Source organism: Prosthecomicrobium sp. N25 (assembly GCF_037203705.1).
In the GTDB taxonomy this organism is placed as follows: Bacteria; Pseudomonadota; Alphaproteobacteria; order Rhizobiales; family Ancalomicrobiaceae; genus Prosthecodimorpha.
This window is the reverse complement of record NZ_JBBCAT010000002.1, coordinates 740,894-757,688: the sequence shown is the minus strand read 5'-3', so window position 1 is coordinate 757,688 and position 16,795 is coordinate 740,894. Positions and strand designations below refer to the sequence as shown.

The following is a 16,795-nucleotide window of genomic DNA, read 5'->3' as shown; positions in this document are numbered from 1 at the left end:
GGCGACACAAGGGGACGCGGCTCGCGTCCCCTTTTTGTTATAGCCTTTGGTCGGCGATCCTTTCGTCGCAAGTCTTCCGTCGGGATGGACAGCGCCGGCAGCGTGCGGCCATAACGGTCGCGACATCGAAACAGGTCACCGGGAGGTTTCACATGAGCAGGGTTGCACTCGTCACGGGCGGCTCGCGCGGCATCGGCGCGGCCATCTCCAAGGCGCTCAAGGCCGCCGGCTACAAGGTCGCGGCGAGCTACGCCGGCAACGACGACGCCGCCGCGAAGTTCACGGCCGAGACCGGCATCCCGACCTACAAGTGGGACGTCGGCGACTACGACGCCTGCGTGGCCGGCATCGCCAAGGTCGAGGCCGACCTCGGCCCGGTCGAGATCCTGGTCAACAACGCCGGCATCACCAAGGACGGCTTCTTCCACAAGATGACCAAGGAGCAGTGGTCGGCGGTCATCCGCACCAACCTCGACGGCCTCTTCAACATGACGCGGCCGGTCATCGAGGGCATGCGCAACCGCAACTTCGGCCGCATCATCGTGATCTCCTCGATCAACGGGCAGAAGGGCCAGGCCGGCCAGGCCAACTACTCCGCCGCCAAGGCGGGCGACATCGGCTTCATCAAGGCCATCGCCCAGGAGGGTGCCTCCAAGGGCATCACCGCCAACGCGATCTGCCCGGGCTACATCGCCACCGAGATGGTCATGGCGGTGCCCGAGGAGGTGCTGAAGTCCAAGATCCTGCCGCAGATCCCGGTCGGCCGGCTCGGCCAGCCGGACGAAATCGCCCGCGCGGTCGTCTTCCTCGCCTCCGACGAGGCCGGCTTCATCACCGGCTCGACCCTCTCCGCCAACGGCGGCCAGTACATGGCCTGACGGCCAGGCCCGCCCATCCGGCGGGCCGCCGCGAGAGACCGCCGACCACGGGCCTCCCGGATCCGATCCGGGGGGCCCTTTTGCGCTCGTCACGGCGGATCACCAGCCGCCGCCCGGCCAAGGGCCATGGTCCGTTAACCGCGGCGACGGAAACTGACGAGAACCTGACAGACTTCAGGAGATCCTAAGGGAAAGCACCTAGAGATGAGGTACCCGCACCATCATGGGGCCTCGACATGGATTTCGGAACGATCGGCGGCTTCGCCCTCGCCTTGGCCACGCTGCTGTTTCTCGTGCTCTACGAGGGAGACCCGATGGGCTTCCTCAACAAGCACGCCGGCATCACGATCCTGGGTGGCGTCGTCGCCGCCACCATGATCCGCTTCCCCCTCAAGGAGATCGCGACCGGGCTCAAGGCCGGGCTCGTCTACGCCTTCGCGCACCACCGGATGCATGCGCGCGAGTTGGTGGTGGCCCTCGGCGAGATCGCGGAGGTCTATCGCCGCCAGGGTCCGCTCGGCCTGGAGGCCATGGAGGTCGAGGACGAGTTCCTGGCCGCCGCCCTGCGCATGGTCGCGGACGGCTACGACGCCGAGTTCATCCGCATGACACTCGAGCGCGAGCGCGACCTGGAGGCCCACCGCCTCGAGATCGGCGTCAAGGTCTACAAGTCGATCGGCGACGGCGCGCCGGCCTTCGGCATGGTCGGGACGCTGATCGGCATGGTGCAGATGTTCATGAACATGTCGGATCCGTCCAAGCTCGGACCATTCATGGCCATCGCCCTGCTCGCGACCCTCTACGGCGCCGTCCTCGCCAACTTCATCTGCCTGCCGATCGCCGAGAAGCTCGAATACTACCTGGGCCACGACGAGCTCAGCGAGACGATGATCATCGACGGCATCCTGGCCATCAAGGAGGGCAAGAGCCCGTCGCTCGTCCGCGAGATGCTGCAGACCTACGTGCCCAAGCCGGCGCGCGTCGAAGTCCTCGAGGCGGCGTGAGGCGGGCGGCATGGCGCGCAGGAAGAAAGCCCACGGCGGCGGACACGGCTGGTTCGTCACCTTCGCCGACCTGATGGGGCTGCTCATGGCCTTCTTCGTGGTCGTGGCGGCCTTCTCGACCCAGGACAAGGCCAAGCTGATGGCGCTCCTCGGCTCCATGCGGGAGGCCTTCGGGACCACCAGGGACCCGCGCCTCTCCGGCATGATCGAGCTCGACGGCCTGCCGGTGCGGGAGCACGCGAAGTCGGTCTCGCCCGTCCCCACCGCGGCGACCGATTGGAACAAGGCCGACGGCGGCCCCGGCGCGCGCCCGGGCGGAGGGACGCCCAGCACCAGTCCCTACCGCTTCGACGGCGCCGTCGCGTCGATCCGCCAGGCCCTCGCCGCCATGCCCGACATCGCGCGCCCGTCGGAGCGGCTCGTCCTGCACGAGGACGAGAAGGGGCTCCACATCGAGCTCGTGGACCAGGACGGCCGTTCCATGTTCCCGGCCGGCTCCGACCGCCCGCTGCCGCAGGTCGCCGACATCCTGCGCGCCGTCGCCCCGACCCTGCGCCAGCTGCCGAACGGCGTCGCCATCACGGGGCATACCACCAGCACGGGCGACGGGCCGCCGAACCAGTCCACCTGGGAACTCTCGACGGCGCGCGCCCACGCGGTCCGGCGCCTCCTCGAACAGTCCGGCCTGCCCCGCGACCGGGTCGCGGCCGTCATCGGCAAGGCCGACCAGGAGCCCTATTTTCCCGAAGGCTCCTTCTCGGCCAACCGCCGCGTCACCATCCTCCTCCTGGCGCATGCGCCGCCGCTTCCGGCCGGCTTCGGACTGGACGGCGCAGACGCGCCCAACCGGTAGCGCGCCGCACCTTGGCGGCGCCCCCCGGCGGTGCTACGGATCGGCTCCCGCCGGCCGGAGCCCGCCCTTGTCCGCCATCCTGCCCCACGCCATCCGCGGCCCCGAAGGCCGGCTGCCCCTGGTGCTGCTGCACGGCTTCGCCGGAAGCCGCGAGACCTGGATCGGCCAGCAGATCGCGCTGGAGACCCGGCGCCGCACCATCGCCTTCGACCTGCCGGGCCACGGCGCCGCGCTCGACTGGCCGGAGGTCGGGCATGCCGGCGTCTCCGCCAAGGCGGTGATCGCCTCGCTCGCCGGCCTCGGCATCGAACGCTTCCACCTCGCCGGCCACTCGATGGGCGGCGCCGCGGCCGTGCTCGTCGCCTCCAAGCTCGCCGAGGCGGGCCGGGTCGCGAGCCTCACCCTGCTCGCCCCCGGCGGCTTCGGCCATGAGATCAACCAGCGGCTCCTGCGCCGCTTCGCGACCGCGCTCGCCGAGCACGAGATCCACGCGCTCCTGGAGCAGTTCTTCGGCTACGAGCGGCACGTGCCCCAGGAGATCGCCCGCCGCATGGCGGAGGACCGCCGCGACCCGCGCGTGGCCGCCACGCTCGCCACCATCGTGGAATCGATCCTCGACGGCGGGCGCCAGAAGACCTTCGACCTCGCCGCGCTGGCCGACCTGCCCCACCCGGTCCGGGTGGTCTGGGGCGACCAGGACCGCGTCCTGCCGACCCGCCAGACGCGGCGCCTGCCCGGCTCCGTGGCCGTGCACGTCTTCGCCGGCGTCGGGCACATGCCCCATCTCGAGGTCCCGCGGGAGGTCACCCGCATCCTCGCCGAGGCGACCGCGGCCGAGTAGGACGGCGCCTCAGCGCATCGCCAGCGCCCGGCCGCGCGCCAGGTTGGCGACCTCCTCGATGGCCGCCACCACCGTGTCGGTCGCCGCATGGTGCGGCATGTGGCCGACGTTCGGCAGCCAGATCAGGTGCGACCCCGCGATGGCGCGGGCGAGGCCGCCGGAATGGAGCTCCTCGTAGACGACCGAATCGCGGTTGCCCGACAGGATCGCGGTCGGCACGCGGATCTCCCCGTAGCGGGGCGCCTGAAGCTCCAGGTAGCCGTTGAGGCGGAAGACGTCCTCGGCGTTGGCGATGAACTCGCGCGGGCGGAAGAGAAGCGGCACCGCCGCCTTCTCCACATAGCCCTCGGGCTCCGGGTTCGGATCGAACACGCCCTTGAGCCCCTGCTCCAGGCTGGCCGATCCGATCGGCATCACGAGGGTGCGGGCGAACAGGCTGCCGAACAGCGGCTGCGCGGCGGCCTTGTAGTACCAGGCCACGCCGCCCGGCCAGGGATGGGTGGCGGGCGCCACGAAGACGAGCCCGGCGGTCAGCTCCGGGTGCCCGAGCGCCAGCGCCGCCGCCACCGAGCCGCCCCAGGAATGGCCGACCACCACGGCGCGGGCCACCCCGATCCGCTTCAGGAGCGCCGCGATCACCTCGGCCTGCCGGGCCGGCGCGGCGATCTCGGGATCCCCGCCCCGATCGCTCCAGCCGTGTCCCGGCCGGTCGACGAAGACGAGCCGGTGCCGCCCTTCCAGGGCACCCCGGAAGGCGAGGAGCGGGTCCCTGAGGTTGCCACTCGCCCCGTGGATGAACACGATCGCCGGGGCCTCCGGCCCGTCCGGCACGTCGGGAAGGAGGTCGACGTAGTGGAGCCGCACCCCGGCGGCTTCGGCGAAACGCCCGACCGGGGGATAGGCGGCCTCGATCCGCCGCGCGCGAAGCTCCGAATAGGCGGCGAGAACCAGGCCGGTCCCGAGCGCCGCGGCCGCCGCGATCCCGATCATGCGTCGAATCGCCATGGCGCGCCGCTCAGAGGTCCCGTCCCTCGACCTCGGTCGCGAGCTCCTTGATCTCTTTCTCGACGTTCGGCATCTGCGGGTTCAGGGCGAGCACCTTTCGGTAGGCGTCGAGCGCCTTGTCCTTCTGCCCCAGGTCCTTGAACACCGTCGCGAGCCCGTAGAGCGCGCCGTAGTGGCGCGGCTCCAGGCGGAGCGTCATCTCGATGTCGGCGAGCGACCGGCCGAGGTCCTTCCGGCTGTAGTGCAGGGTGGCCCGCTTGTTCCAGCCTTCCACATAATCCGGCTTCAGGGTCACGATGGCGTCGAGCAGGTCCATGGCGAGCGCCATGTCCTTCGCCTTGATGGCCGTGAGGGCCCGGATCATCAGGAGATCGACCGTGTCGCTGCCCGACGCGAGCCAGCGCGCCTCGATCTCGCGCGAGACCGACGCGGCGGCCTCGGGCCGCTTGGCCTTCTTCAGGCGGTCGAACAGGTCGTCCAGCGTTACGGTCGGCGGTTCGCGCGGCTCCGGCAGGTCGGCCGCGTCGCCCTGGGGCACGCGGTCCTGCGGGACCGGAGGATGGTCCGGCGGGAGCGTCTGAGCGCCGGCCGCCGCCGCGCCGAGGAGGAGGCCGGCGGAGAGCCCGGCCGCGATCAGGGAATGAGACGAGAGCCGCATGACCGGATCATATGGACCGATCGTGCGGCTCGTCAAAGTCGCGGGCCGGGGTATCACGGGAATGTGGCGCCCGGCCGCAGGCCGGACAGCCCGGGACCGGACCGCGGAACCCGTCAGCCCTGCCGCGCCTTGAAGCGCGGGTTGGTCTTGTTGATGATGTAGACGCGGCCCTTGCGGCGGACCAGGCGGTTGTCCCGGTGACGCGACCGGAGCGACTTGAGCGAGTTCTTGATCTTCATGACCGGACACCAGGCTGTCGAAGAGTGGATCGCCCGCCGCCGGATCGCCGCGGCCTCCGTCCGGGAGGCCGCGACCGGACCCCGCCGGCGCGTGCGAACGAAAACGAGCGCGGAGTGGGCCGCGCTCGCCTCGAAATCGGCCGGGACCATAGGCATTGGCACCCGGCCTGTCAATCGCGTCCTCGCCGCCGTCCTCGCCTGTCTCGCGCTGCCGCTGACGGCCTCCGGACAGGAGCGCGGCGCCCCGGCCCAACCCCCTGTCTGGGTGCCCGTGCCGACCCGGATCGACCGCGCCGCCGAACCGCGCGAACGCATCCAGCCGGACCGCCCGCCCCCCGACGACCGCCAGTTCTTTCGGGTTGACGCGCCGGCGCGGCTGCTCGATCCGCTCACCTTCGAGGCCGAGGACCAGGTTTTCCGCCTGGCCGGCATCGTCCCGGTCGAGCGCTCGCGCGTCTGCCAGACCCGCGAGGGCGCCCGCTGGGCCTGCGGGCTGCGCGCCAGCCTCGCGCTCGGGCGCCTGGTCTCCGGCCGCATCGTCGGCTGCCGGCCCATCGGGGCCCCGCCGGTGTCGGTCCTGCCCCCGGGCTCCCGCACAGCCTCGACGGCGATCGTCGCCGAGTGCACCGTCGACGACCGCCCCCTCGCCCAGCGCCTCGTCGCGGACGGCTGGGCCGTGCCGGTCGAGCCCGCCGATCCGGCGCTCGCCAAGGCCGCCGCCGAGGCGGTCGCCCGAAAGCGCGGCATCCACGCCGAGTTCGTCCCGAACTGACGGGACTGGACGCCGCGCCCTCTCACGCCAAGTTCAGTCGGTCAGCGGGAACGCCGCCGCCCCGCGCCCGTTGAGCCCCGTCCCTCAGGGACGTCGGCCAATGCGCCCGGGGAGCGCGGGCCGCCCGCGTTCCGAAGACCCGGCTCGAGGGGGTGGCCGGCAAGCCGCCTCGCCGTCCACGAGACCACGGAGACGACCCGATGAAGACCTACGGCCTCGCGCCCGCCACCCTCGCCGCGCTCGCCACCCTCCTCGGCCCCGCCGCCGCGCAGTCCCAGTCCCCCGCGCCGATCCAGACCGAGAAGGCCCGTCTTTCGATCACCCGGGTCGCCACCGGCCTGCAGCACCCCTGGGCCCTCGCCGTCATGCCGGGCGGCGACGTGCTCGTCACCGAGCGGCCCGGCCGCATGCGCATCGTCCGCCGCGACGGAACCGTGTCGGCCCCGATCGCCGGTGTCCCGCAGGTCGCGGCCGGCCGGCAGGGCGGGCTCCTGGACGTGACCCTGCACCCCGACTTCGCCTCGAACCGGATGGTCTACTTCACCTTCTCGGAGCCGGCGGAGGGCGGCAACTCCACCGCCCTCGCCCGCGGCGTCCTCTCCCCGGACGGACGCGCGCTGACCGCCGTCACGGTCCTGTTCTCCCAGAAGCCGCGGGTCGCCAACGGCATGCACTTCGGCTCGCGCGTGGTCTTCGACGGCCGCGGCCACCTCTATGTCACCCTGGGCGAGCGCTTCGAGGACCGCTGGCGCGTGAAGGCGCAGGAGCTCGACACCCATCTCGGCAAGATCGTCCGCCTGAACGAGGACGGCAGCGTGCCCGCCGACAACCCCTTCGCGCAGCGCCAGGGGGCCCTGCCGGAGATCTGGTCCTACGGCCACCGCAACGTCCAGGCCGCCGCCATGAATCCCAAGACCGGCAAGCTCTGGGCGATCGAGCACGGCCCGAGAGGGGGCGACGAGATCAACATCCCGGAGGCCGGCGCCAATTACGGCTGGCCGGTCGTGTCCTTCGGCGTCAACTACGACGGCACCCCGGTCGGCACCGGCAAGCGCGAGGCCCCCGGCATGGTCGGGCCGATCTACCAGTGGACACCCGTGATCGCCCCGTCCGGCATGCTCTTCTACTCCGGCAAGGCCTTCCCGGCCTGGACCGGCAACCTCCTCGTCGGCGGGCTCGCCACCAAGGTCCTGGTCCGCCTGGAGCTCGACGGCGACAGGGTGGTCCACGAGGAGCGCATCCTGAAGGAACTCGGGGAACGGATCCGGGACGTCGCCGAGGACGCCGACGGCAGCCTCCTGATCGTCACCGACGAGGACGACGGCAAGCTGGTCCGCATCGCACCCGCCGAAGGCTCGGCGACCGGCGCGGCCCGGCCCTGAGCCGGCCGGCGGTCCCCGCCCGGGGAACGCCACGGCCGCACGGACGTTGCCGTCGCAAGTCCCTCAGGAGGCCCGTCATGCGCAGCCCCGCCCGAGTCGCCGTCCTGGCGGCGATCCTCGCCCTCGCGCCGGTCGCCGCCCTCGCCCAGTCGGCCACCGGCCCCGCCAATCCCCCCGGCCGCGACTGCGTGCCGGGGAGCGCCGGCGGGGCGCCCTGCCCCAGCCTCACCGAGAAGCTCGACCGGACAGACGGGGTCCTGAAGCCGCCGGGGGGCATCGACCCGGAGATCCACACCGGCGCGCCCGCCCCGAACCCCGGCACGACGCCCGTCATCCCGCCCTCGGCCCTGCCCGACCAGCAGGCTCCCGCCAAGCCGCAGCCGTGAGGAGCGTCCTCGTCGACCTCACGGGTCGCGCGCGACCCGGAGCCCGTTGGCGTAGTAGCGGACCTCGGCATCGTACTTGAAGCGGGCGGCCGAGCGCAGGTAGCGCGGGTCGTTGACGAAGGAGCCCCCGCGCAGGACGCGCTCCCGGCAGGTCGGGGCGGCCCGCGCCGAGCCGTCCGCGGGCGCACCCTTGTAGTTCTCGGTCCAGCAGTCCTCGACCCACTCGGCCACGTTTCCGGCCATGTCGTAGAGCCCGAAGTCGTTCGGCGCGAAGCTCCCCACCGACACGGCCCGGCGCAGCGGCGTGGCGTTGCAGCCGGCGCAGTTCGCCCGTTCGCGCAGCAGCGCGGCGCCCCAGAAGTAGGTGGTGCGGGTCCCGGCGCGCGCCGCGTATTCCCACTCGGCCTCGGTCGGCAGCCGGTAGCGCTTGCCGGTCTTGCGCGACAGCCAGTCGGCGTAGCCCTTGGCCTCGGTCCAGCTCACGTCCGAAGCCGGCAGGTTCACGTCGCCGCCGCCGCCCCCGGAGCCCGCCGGGCAGCCGCCCTCGGAGATGCAGAGCTGCCACTCCTTGACGGTCACCTCCCGCCGGCCGATCAGCAGGCCGCGGCCGATCGTGACCCGGTGCACGGGCTTCTCGAATTCGAAGAGCTCGTTCGCCCCCATGTCGAAGGCACCCGGCGGGATGGCCACCATCTCCGGGCAGTCCGCGCAGTCGACGACCGGTTCCCCCGGACGACCCTGCACGACCGTGTCGCCGCTCGGCGGGGGCGGAGGGGGCGGGGCCGGGTCGGCGGGCGCCGCCTCGGCCGCCTTCAGGCGGTCGGCCTGCACGTAGGCCGTACGGCCGTCCGAGGTCAGGATGCGATAGTGCGAGCCGCCCGCCACCCGGCCGACCACCCGGACCGTGTCGCCCTTCTTGAGCGCGCCGATGCGGGCGGCGTTGGCGGCCGGGCCGGCCAGGACCGGGGTCCCCGCCGTGGCCGTGAAGGTGCCGTCGAGCGGCTCGAGCGTTGCAGCGCCACCCGGGTCCATGGGGCGGGTGGAACCGGGCGCCGTGTCGGCCGGCTGGGCGCCGCCGCCCGCATCGCGCAGACGGATGCGGGCCAAGGGCGCGAAATGGCCGTTCGGGAAGGTGTCCAGGTAGGCCTTGAAGTCCTCGGGATTCCGGCTGTTCTTGATCGTTTCCCAGAAGGACAGCTCGAAGGCGTCCGGATTGACGCGCTGGGCCGGCTGGGTCTGCGGCTGACCGCCCTGCGCGAGCGCACGCAACGGCGCCGCCGCGCCGGCCGCCAGCAAGACGGCGAGGGCGGCGCGGATCAGGGCGCGGGCACGGCGGGACGGGACACTCGACATCGACGAACGCGTTCAGATTTCTCTCGAACCGGGATGGTCGGCCCGGCGCAGCCGGATTGCAAGGCCGTCACTCCGAAACCGTGACGGTGATCCTCTCGGACTTGATGGGCGGGACATGCGGGATGTGGGCGTGATCGCCGACGAGGAGCTGCAGCGTGTGCCGGCCGGGCGTCAGGGTCAGCTGCGCCTCGGTCTGGCCGCCGCCGAGGTGGACGTGGTTGAAGTCCGAGGGAATCGGCTGGCCGGCCGGCGGCATGTCGGCATCGACCAGGATGTGGTGGTGCCCGGTCCCCATCACCCGGACACCGGCCGGCGCGACCCCCATCTCCTTGAGCCCGATCCGAACCCAGAAGGTCTTCGGCAGCCGCTGCCCGTTGCGGAGATTGTGGAAATACACGATGGCTCCCTTCGGCGCGGCCGTCGGTGCCTCCTGGGCGGCGGCGGGCGCCGGGGCGCCGGCGGCGGTAAGGACGGCGCCGGCCGCCAGGACGGCGATCCCCGCCGCGAGTGCTCGTCTTCTCATGTCGCTCCCTCCCCTCAGCGCCGGGCCGCCCGGGGCCGGCCCACCGTGATGCGGATGCGCTCGGTCATGATCGGCGGGTCGTGCGGCACGTGGTTGTGGTCGGCGAGGATGAGCTGCAGCGTGTGCTCGCCGGGAGTGAGCGTGAGCTTGTGCTCGGTCTGCCCCTTGCCCATGTGGATATGGTTGAAGTCGTTCGGAAGCGGCCGGTCGAGCGGCGGCGTCTCGACGTCCACGAGCAGGTGGTGATGCCCCGTGTTGGGCTTGTCGACCCCCGCCGGCGCGACGCCCATCCCGCGCAGCCCGAAGCGGATGGTGGACCTCGGATAGATCACCGATCCGTCCTGCGGATAGATGAAATACACGCGCGCTCCTTCCGGCGCCGCGGTTCGGCCGGAGCTGGCGGGCGTCGCCTTCCCGGTCGGCGCGGCCTCGACGGTCGGCTGCACCGCCTCGACCACCCGGATCCTGAGCTCCTGGGAGACGATCGGCGGATCGTGCGGCACGTGGTCGTGATCGGCGAAGAGCAGCTGCAGGGTGTGGTCGCCGGGCGGCAGCGTCAGCTCGGCCTCGGTCTGCCCGCTGCCGAAGTGCAGATGGTTGAAGTCGGCCGGGATCCGCTCGTCGAAGGGCGGCAGGTCGGTATCGACGATGATGTGGTGATGCCCGCTGTTCGGCCTCGCCTGCCCGGCCGGAGCGATCTCCATGCCGGTCACCCCGAAGCGGACCTTGAACGTGCCCGGCACCGTCGCACCCTGTGGCGGGTCGATGAAGAACACCGCGGCTCCGGGCGGCGACGGCGTGCGCGGCCGCGCCTTCTGGGCGTCGGCCGGGACACAGAGGACAAGCGCCGCGGCTACCTGCAGCGCCAACACGGAAAGCCAGCGACCCACGGGGTCCTCCCCTCGCCGCACCCCTGCGGACCGGCCTCTCGGCCGTCTGATCGGGATCGTAGTCCCTGGCTTTTCGGGGGGTCAAGCGCCGGCCGGCTCTCGCCCGCTCACCTTCTCGGCATCGGGGGCCGGCCGGGGGATCGGGGCCATGTCCCCACGGAGGACGATCGGGTCCGCGCGGGGACGCGAGGTCCCGTGGGGACGCAAGGTCCCGTGGAGACTCAGCGGCCGCCGAGGGCGTTCGCGGCCTCCAGGTGCTTCTCGAGCGCCGGCAGCATTTCCTTGGCGAAAGCCACCAGGTTCTGGTCGTCGCCGCGCTCGGCGTAATTGGTGAAGAGGGTGACCGCCTCCTGGTGGGCGCTGCGCTGCAGCGTCGCGTAGGCGCGGTCGAAGTTGGCGTTCTGCGCCTGCGTGAGCTGTTTCAGCATGGCTTGGTGCTTGGGGTCCATGGTGCCGGCGCCTCCGGCGCTCGTCGCCTGCGCGGCCCGGCTGGCGGCGACCGCCTGCTGCATCTTGGTGCCCGCGCTGGTGTGGTCGTCCACCATGGTCTGCGCGAAGGCCTTGATGTCGTCGCGCTTGGACTGCTGCAGGGCCATGCGGCTCGACTCGATTTCGAGCATGTTGGAGGAATGCGCCATCCTGACGAAGGTGGCGGCATCCATCTTCTGGGCGGCAGCGCTCGACGCGCCGGCGGTGGTGCGGCTGTTCGTGCCGTTGGCGCCTTGGGCGAGGGCGGCCTGCGGGAGCGCGAGGGCGCCCGGGAGCGCGAGGGCGGCCGCGACCGCGAGAGCTGTGGCGAGCTTCATGGGAGGTCTCCTGCGGAAGGTTAGGGCGGCCCCGCCGCGCGGAGCCGTCTCGCCCTCGAACGGCCCGGACGGCGCTCTGTTCCTACGGCTCCGCTTCCACGGGATGAGCCGCGAAGACGCGCAACTGTTCGTCCCGGACCAGCCGGTAGCAGGAGCAGCTTCGCCGCTCCAGGCCGGCGCGATCGCGGATCGTCGTGCGCCCGCGCATCGAGCGGATGAGGCCCTCGCCCTCCAGCACGTGGATCGCGACCGTCACCCCGGCGCGCCGGATTCCGAGCATGAGCGACAGGTAGGCGTGCGTCAGCGGCACCTCGGGATCCGCGGTGCGGTCCGACGACATGAGGAGCCAGCGTGCGAGGCGCTGCTCGACCGAATGGCGCGCGTTGCAGGCCGCCGACTGCGCCGACTGGGTCAGGAAGATATGCACGTAGGCGAGCAGGACCCGGCGGAGATCCGGATGCGCGTCCATGGCGACGCGCAGGCGCCCGGCCGCCATCCGATGCCCGGTTCCGCCCACTTGCATGACCGAGGTGTGGATCCCGCGGTCCATGCCGAGCAGGACCGGGATCCCGGCGAGCCCGTCGAACCCCGCCAGGCCGCATTCGACGCCACGCTCCTCCGATACCATTGCGACGTCGGAGGAGAGCCCGCTCTCCAGGAAGTAGACCCAGCGGATCGGCTCCCGCGGCTGAAGCAGGATCATGTCGAGGGGCAGGTCGGTCGGCTCCAGGTCCGGCCGGATCGCCTCGAAGGTCTCGGCTTCGAGTGCCGCAAGGAGACGGTTCCTGATGCGACCGCTCATGGTGATCCCTCCGCCCTCGGTCGTTCGGCCGCGACCCGCGTCCGCGGGTGAAGCCGAGCCGGACCCATGGGTCGTCGCTGCCCGGGCCGGCAGGAGCGGAACCGACAGCGCGAGCGTGATGTTCCGCCGGCCTACTCGCCGAACCGCTGCAGACGCAGGGGATCGAGTGCCGTGATGGCGCCGTGCTCGACCCGCAGGATGCCCTTGCGCTCGAGCACCTTCACGGCCTCGTTGGCGCTCTGCCGGGACAGGCCGCAGAGAAGCCCCAGCTCCTCCTGGGTGATCTCGAGCACCGACCCGGCGCGCGGATAGAGGACAGGGTCGAACAGCCAGCCGAGCGTGCGCGCCAGCCGCGCCGGCGCGTCGAGGGTGCGGTCGTACTCGACGAGCGCCATGAACTGGCCGAGGCGTTCGTTGAGCTGGCGGACCAGGAAGCGGTTGAAGCCGACCGAATGGTCGAGGAGCCACACGAAAGTGGCCCGGTTCATCATCACCAGCCGCGTGTCGCGCAGCGCGACCACGTCGTACTGCCGCGGCTCGTCCTTCAGGATCGAGCCCTCGCCGAACCAGCCGCCGGTCCGGATCCCCGCGAAGGTCATGGCCTTGCCGGTCTTCGACACGGTCGCGACCTTGACGAGCCCGTCCGCCACCCCGGTCCAGTGGTCGAAGCGGTCGCCCCGGTGCCACAGGTAGGCACCCTTGGCAAACGAGCGCTCGACGATGCCGCGCCGGGCGCGCTCGAACGCCTCCGGGGCGAGTTCGCCCGCCCAGAAGGCGACCGACAGGAAATGCTCCGCCGTGATCACAGCGCCCGGCCGTCCTTGCCTCGCCAAACCGACGCCCGGAGCATAGGTCGCCATGGGGAAGCTTGCCAGCGGCTCGATGCTATTCCGCGGCCTCCGTCAGGACCGGATCGGGAGCCCCCCGGCGCGCGCGGAACCGGCCGAGGAGGCGCACGCGCTCCGCCTCCGCCCGCTCCACCGCGGCCGCCTTGACCGGCCCGAAGCCGCGGATCGCCTCCGCGTATCCGGCGAGCACGACCGCGTCGGCATGGTTCTCCGGCGTCAGCTCGCGCACGATGTCGTCCAGCAGCGTCTCGTAGGCGGCGAGAAGCCGCCGCTCCATGCGCCGCTCGGCCGTGTACCCGAAGGGATCGAGCGCGGTGCCCCGAAACCCGCGCAGGCCGGCGAGGACCCGCAGGATGCGCAGCATCCAGGGCCCGAAGGCCGTCTTGCGCGGCCGGCCCGTCCGCGGGTCCGTCCGGGCGAGGAGCGGCGGCGCGAGGTGGAGTTCCACCCGGTCCCATGACGCGAAGGCCTCGGCGAGTTGCGCCGCGAAGCGCCCGTCCGTGTAGAGCCGCGCCACCTCGTACTCGTCCTTGATCGCCATCATCCGGAAGAGGCCCTTGGCGGCCGCGAGCGTGAGGCCGGACGCCTGCGGCGAGACCCGCGCCTCCGCGGCCCGGACGGCGTCGACCCGGCGACGGTAGCGGTCCGCGTAGTCCCGGTCCTGGTAGGCCTCCAGGTGGGCCGCGCGCCGCTGGATGGCCTCCTCCGCCGTCTCCGAGAGGCGCCGGTGCTCCAGACCCGCGGCGCGCGGCAGCACTGCCGCCTCCACGGCCGCCGGATCGACCGCCGCCTGCCGGCCGAGCGCGAAGGCCGCCAGGTTCATCGCCACGCCCGCCCCGTTCATCCGGATCGCCTCCTCGATCGAGGCGCGGCCGAGCGGCACCCCGCCGAGCTGCCAGGCGTAGCCGAGCATGAACATGTTGGCCGCGATCGAATCCCCGAGGAGCGCGGTGGCGATCCGCGTCGCCTCGGCGAAGCGGCTCCGGCCGGGGCCGGCCCGCTCGCGGATCGAGCGGATCAACCGCTCGGTCGGCAGGCTGAAGTCGGCCCGGCGCGTGAAGTCGCCCGTCATGGTCTCGTGCGTGTTGACGACGACGGACGTGCGCTGGGGGTCGATGGTGGCGAGCACCTTGGCGGAGGCGGTGACGACCAGGTCGCAGCCGAGGATCAGGTCCGCCCCGCCGGCCGCGATCCGGATCGCCCCGATGTCCTCCGGGCGCGGCGCGAGCCGGATGTGGCTCGTCACGGCGCCACCCTTCTGGGCGAGCCCGGCCATGTCGATGATCCCGACCCCGAGCCCTTCCAGGTGGGCCGCCATCCCGAGCACGGCCCCGATCGTGACGACGCCGGTCCCCCCGATCCCCGTCACCACGATGGACTGGACCCGGTCGAGCGGCACGCGCTCCGGCTCCGGCAGGAGGTCGGCCGACACCGCGCCGGCGGCGTCCCGGCGAACCCTCGCCCCCTCGACGGTCGCGAAGCTGGGGCAGAAGCCCTTCAGGCACGAGAAGTCCTTGTTGCAGGCGGACTGGTCGATCTGCCGCTTCGTCCCGAACTCCGTCTCGACGGGGGCGATCGCCACGCAGTTGGACTGCACTCCGCAATCGCCGCAGCCCTCGCAGACGAGCTCGTTCACGATCACGCGCCGGTCCGGGTCCGGGAAGGTGCCGCGCTTGCGCCGCCGTCGCTTCTCGGCCGCGCAGGTCTGGTCGTAGATCAACACCGTCAGGCCCGGCGTCGCCGCCAGTTCCCGCTGCACCCGGTCGAGATCGTCCCGGTGATCGATGGTGGTCGACGGCGGAAAGCCGGCATTCGGCGGATACTTGTCGGGCTCGTCGGTCACGACCGCCACGCGGCGCGCGCCCTCCGCCCAGACCTGGCGGGCGACATCGGCGACGCTCGGCGCGCCGTCGACCCGCTGCCCGCCGGTCATCGCGACCGCGTCGTTGTAGAGGATCTTGTACGTCATGGTGACGCCCGCGGCCTTGGCGGCGCGGATGGCGAGCGAGCCGGAGTGGTTGTAGGTGCCGTCCCCGAGATTCTGGAAGACGTGGGTCTCCTTCGAGAAGGGCGCCTCGCCGATCCAGTTGGCGCCCTCCCCGCCCATGTGGGTGTAGCCCTCGGTCGACCGGTCCATCCACTGCGCCATGAAATGGCAGCCGATCCCCGCATAGGCGCGGTGGCCCTCGGGGACGCGCGTCGAGGTGTTGTGCGGGCAACCGGCGCAGAAGTAGGGCGTGCGGGCGGCGACGTCCCGGGTGGCCCGGAGCACCGCCTGCGCGGTCCGCAAGCGGTCCAGCGCGGCGCGGATGCCGGGCGATTCCCGGTGGCGCAGCAGCCGCTCGGCGATCGCCACCGCGATCTCGTTGGGGTCGAGCGCACCCTTGGAAGGGAACAGCCACCGGCCCTCCTCGTCCCGCTTGCCGACGATCGACGGCGCCTTCGGCCGGCCGTACAGGATCTCCTTGATCTGCGTCTCGATCAGCGGCCGCTTCTCCTCGACCACCACGATCTGCTCGAGCCCCTCCGCGAAGGCGAGGATGCCGGTCGGCTCCAGCGGCCAGGTGCAGGCGACCTTCAGGACCCGCAGCCCCAAATCGGCGGCCGCCACCTCGTCGATGCCGAGTTCGTCGAGCGCCTGCACGACGTCGAGGTGGCTCTTGCCGGCCGCGACCACCCCGAGCCGAGGCGAGCGGCCCCCGGCATGGACGATTCGGTCGAGGCGGTTGGCCTTGAGCCAGGCGAGGACGGCCGGGATCTTCTCCTCGTGCAGGCGCGCCTCCTGGGCGAGCGGATGGTCCTGGGGCCTGAGCCACAGCCCGTCCGCCGGCAGGACATGCTCGGCCGGCGTCACCGGCGCGACCCGGTCCGCCCGCCCGTCCACCACGGCCGTCGATTCGACCGTGTCCTTGACGCACTTGAGGCCGACCCAGACCCCCGCGTAGCGCGACAGCGCCCAGCCGAGGAGCCCGTAGTCGAGGATCTCCTGGACGCCCGCCGGGTTCAGGACCGGGATCATGGCGTCCTGCATGGCGTATTCGGAATGGTGCGCCGTGGTCGAGGACTCGCAGGTGTGGTCGTCGCCCATCAGCACGAGCACGCCGCCGTGCGGCGAGGTGCCGGCGAGATTGGCGTGCCGGAACACGTCGCCGGTCCGGTCGACCCCGGGGCCCTTGCCGTACCAGATGCCGAACACCCCGTCGAAGCGCCCCTGCCCGCGCACCTCCAGCTGCTGCGTCCCCCACAGCGCGGTGGCGGCCAGGTCCTCGTTGATGGCCGGCTGGAACACCACGTCGGCCGGCGCCAGGACGGCGGCCGCCTTCTGGAACTGCTGGTCGAGCCCGCCGAGCGGCGATCCGCGGTATCCGGTGACGTAGCCGGCCGTGTTCAGCCCGGCGCGCCGGTCTCGCTCCTTCTGCAGAAGGGCGAGGCGGACCAGGGCCTGGGTGCCGGAGACGAAGACGGTGTCGACCCCGAGATCGTACTTGTCGTCGAGCGACACCGCATTGCGGCCCATGCCAGTGCCTCCGCCATCCGGCGCCGGAGTGCTTCCCC

The 16,795-nt window shown here is 72.1% G+C and carries 17 protein-coding genes; 7 read left to right on the top strand and 10 right to left on the bottom strand.

Features of this window, described 5'->3' with window-relative positions; genetic code table 11:
• Positions 1-152: 152 nt before the first annotated feature.
• From phbB to WBG79_RS18335, 4 genes are all read left to right on the top strand, one after another.
• Positions 153-878, top strand: coding sequence for an acetoacetyl-CoA reductase (gene phbB / locus WBG79_RS18350; protein ID WP_337358629.1), 726 nt, complete (start codon positions 153-155; stop codon positions 876-878).
• 236 nt (positions 879-1,114) lie between these two features.
• Positions 1,115-1,882, top strand: coding sequence for a motility protein A (locus tag WBG79_RS18345; RefSeq protein ID WP_337358628.1), 768 nt, complete (start codon positions 1,115-1,117; stop codon positions 1,880-1,882).
• Positions 1,883-1,892: 10 nt separating this feature from the next.
• Complete coding sequence (locus WBG79_RS18340) at positions 1,893-2,735, top strand: OmpA/MotB family protein (RefSeq protein WP_337358627.1); 843 nt, start codon at positions 1,893-1,895, stop codon at positions 2,733-2,735.
• A 67-nt stretch (positions 2,736-2,802) separates the two neighbouring features.
• Positions 2,803-3,576, top strand: a complete 774-nt coding sequence (locus tag WBG79_RS18335) for an alpha/beta fold hydrolase (protein WP_337358626.1) — start codon at positions 2,803-2,805, stop codon at positions 3,574-3,576.
• A 9-nt stretch (positions 3,577-3,585) separates the two neighbouring features.
• Here WBG79_RS18335 and WBG79_RS18330 read toward each other — a convergent pair whose 3' ends face one another.
• From WBG79_RS18330 to ykgO, 3 genes are all read right to left on the bottom strand, one after another.
• Entirely contained in the window at positions 3,586-4,581 is a 996-nt protein-coding gene (locus WBG79_RS18330) for an alpha/beta fold hydrolase (RefSeq protein ID WP_337358625.1), read from the bottom strand.
• 10 nt (positions 4,582-4,591) lie between these two features.
• Complete coding sequence (locus tag WBG79_RS18325; protein ID WP_337358624.1) at positions 4,592-5,239, bottom strand: tetratricopeptide repeat protein; 648 nt, start codon at positions 5,237-5,239, stop codon at positions 4,592-4,594.
• A 113-nt stretch (positions 5,240-5,352) separates the two neighbouring features.
• Positions 5,353-5,478, bottom strand: a complete 126-nt coding sequence (gene ykgO / locus WBG79_RS18320; protein WP_337358623.1) for a type B 50S ribosomal protein L36 — start codon at positions 5,476-5,478, stop codon at positions 5,353-5,355.
• On the opposite strand from ykgO, the gene WBG79_RS18315 reads away from it, so the two are divergent.
• From WBG79_RS18315 to WBG79_RS18305, 3 genes are all read left to right on the top strand, one after another.
• On the top strand, positions 5,477-6,250 hold the full coding sequence (locus tag WBG79_RS18315) for a thermonuclease family protein (protein ID WP_337358622.1): 774 nt from the start codon (positions 5,477-5,479) through the stop codon (positions 6,248-6,250). The two genes, ykgO and WBG79_RS18315, sit on opposite strands and share 2 nt — an antisense overlap.
• 200 nt (positions 6,251-6,450) lie before the next feature.
• Positions 6,451-7,632 (top strand): PQQ-dependent sugar dehydrogenase, encoded by a 1,182-nt coding sequence (locus tag WBG79_RS18310; RefSeq protein ID WP_337358621.1) that lies wholly within the window; start codon positions 6,451-6,453, stop codon positions 7,630-7,632.
• 77 nt (positions 7,633-7,709) lie between these two features.
• Positions 7,710-8,018, top strand: coding sequence for a hypothetical protein (locus WBG79_RS18305; protein WP_337358620.1), 309 nt, complete (start codon positions 7,710-7,712; stop codon positions 8,016-8,018).
• An 18-nt stretch (positions 8,019-8,036) separates the two neighbouring features.
• On the opposite strand, the gene WBG79_RS18300 is transcribed toward WBG79_RS18305, so the two are convergent.
• From WBG79_RS18300 to WBG79_RS18270, 7 genes are all read right to left on the bottom strand, one after another.
• Positions 8,037-9,371 carry an SUMF1/EgtB/PvdO family nonheme iron enzyme gene (locus tag WBG79_RS18300; protein ID WP_337358619.1) on the bottom strand — a complete coding sequence of 445 codons (1,335 nt, stop codon included), beginning with the start codon at positions 9,369-9,371 and terminating at the stop codon, positions 8,037-8,039.
• Between the two features lie 67 nt (positions 9,372-9,438).
• Positions 9,439-9,894: a DUF4399 domain-containing protein gene (locus WBG79_RS18295; protein ID WP_337358618.1), complete on the bottom strand. Its 456-nt coding sequence runs from the start codon at positions 9,892-9,894 to the stop codon at positions 9,439-9,441.
• A gap of 14 nt (positions 9,895-9,908) precedes the next feature.
• Complete coding sequence (locus tag WBG79_RS18290; RefSeq protein ID WP_337358617.1) at positions 9,909-10,784, bottom strand: DUF4399 domain-containing protein; 876 nt, start codon at positions 10,782-10,784, stop codon at positions 9,909-9,911.
• Positions 10,785-11,005: 221 nt separating this feature from the next.
• On the bottom strand, positions 11,006-11,590 hold the full coding sequence (locus WBG79_RS18285; protein ID WP_337358616.1) for a DUF4142 domain-containing protein: 585 nt from the start codon (positions 11,588-11,590) through the stop codon (positions 11,006-11,008).
• A gap of 82 nt (positions 11,591-11,672) precedes the next feature.
• Complete coding sequence (locus WBG79_RS18280) at positions 11,673-12,392, bottom strand: Crp/Fnr family transcriptional regulator (RefSeq protein ID WP_337358615.1); 720 nt, start codon at positions 12,390-12,392, stop codon at positions 11,673-11,675.
• Positions 12,393-12,523: 131 nt separating this feature from the next.
• On the bottom strand, positions 12,524-13,198 hold the full coding sequence (locus WBG79_RS18275; protein WP_337358803.1) for a Crp/Fnr family transcriptional regulator: 675 nt from the start codon (positions 13,196-13,198) through the stop codon (positions 12,524-12,526).
• 79 nt (positions 13,199-13,277) lie between these two features.
• On the bottom strand, positions 13,278-16,757 hold the full coding sequence (locus WBG79_RS18270; protein WP_337358614.1) for an indolepyruvate ferredoxin oxidoreductase family protein: 3,480 nt from the start codon (positions 16,755-16,757) through the stop codon (positions 13,278-13,280).
• Positions 16,758-16,795: the final 38 nt, after the last annotated feature.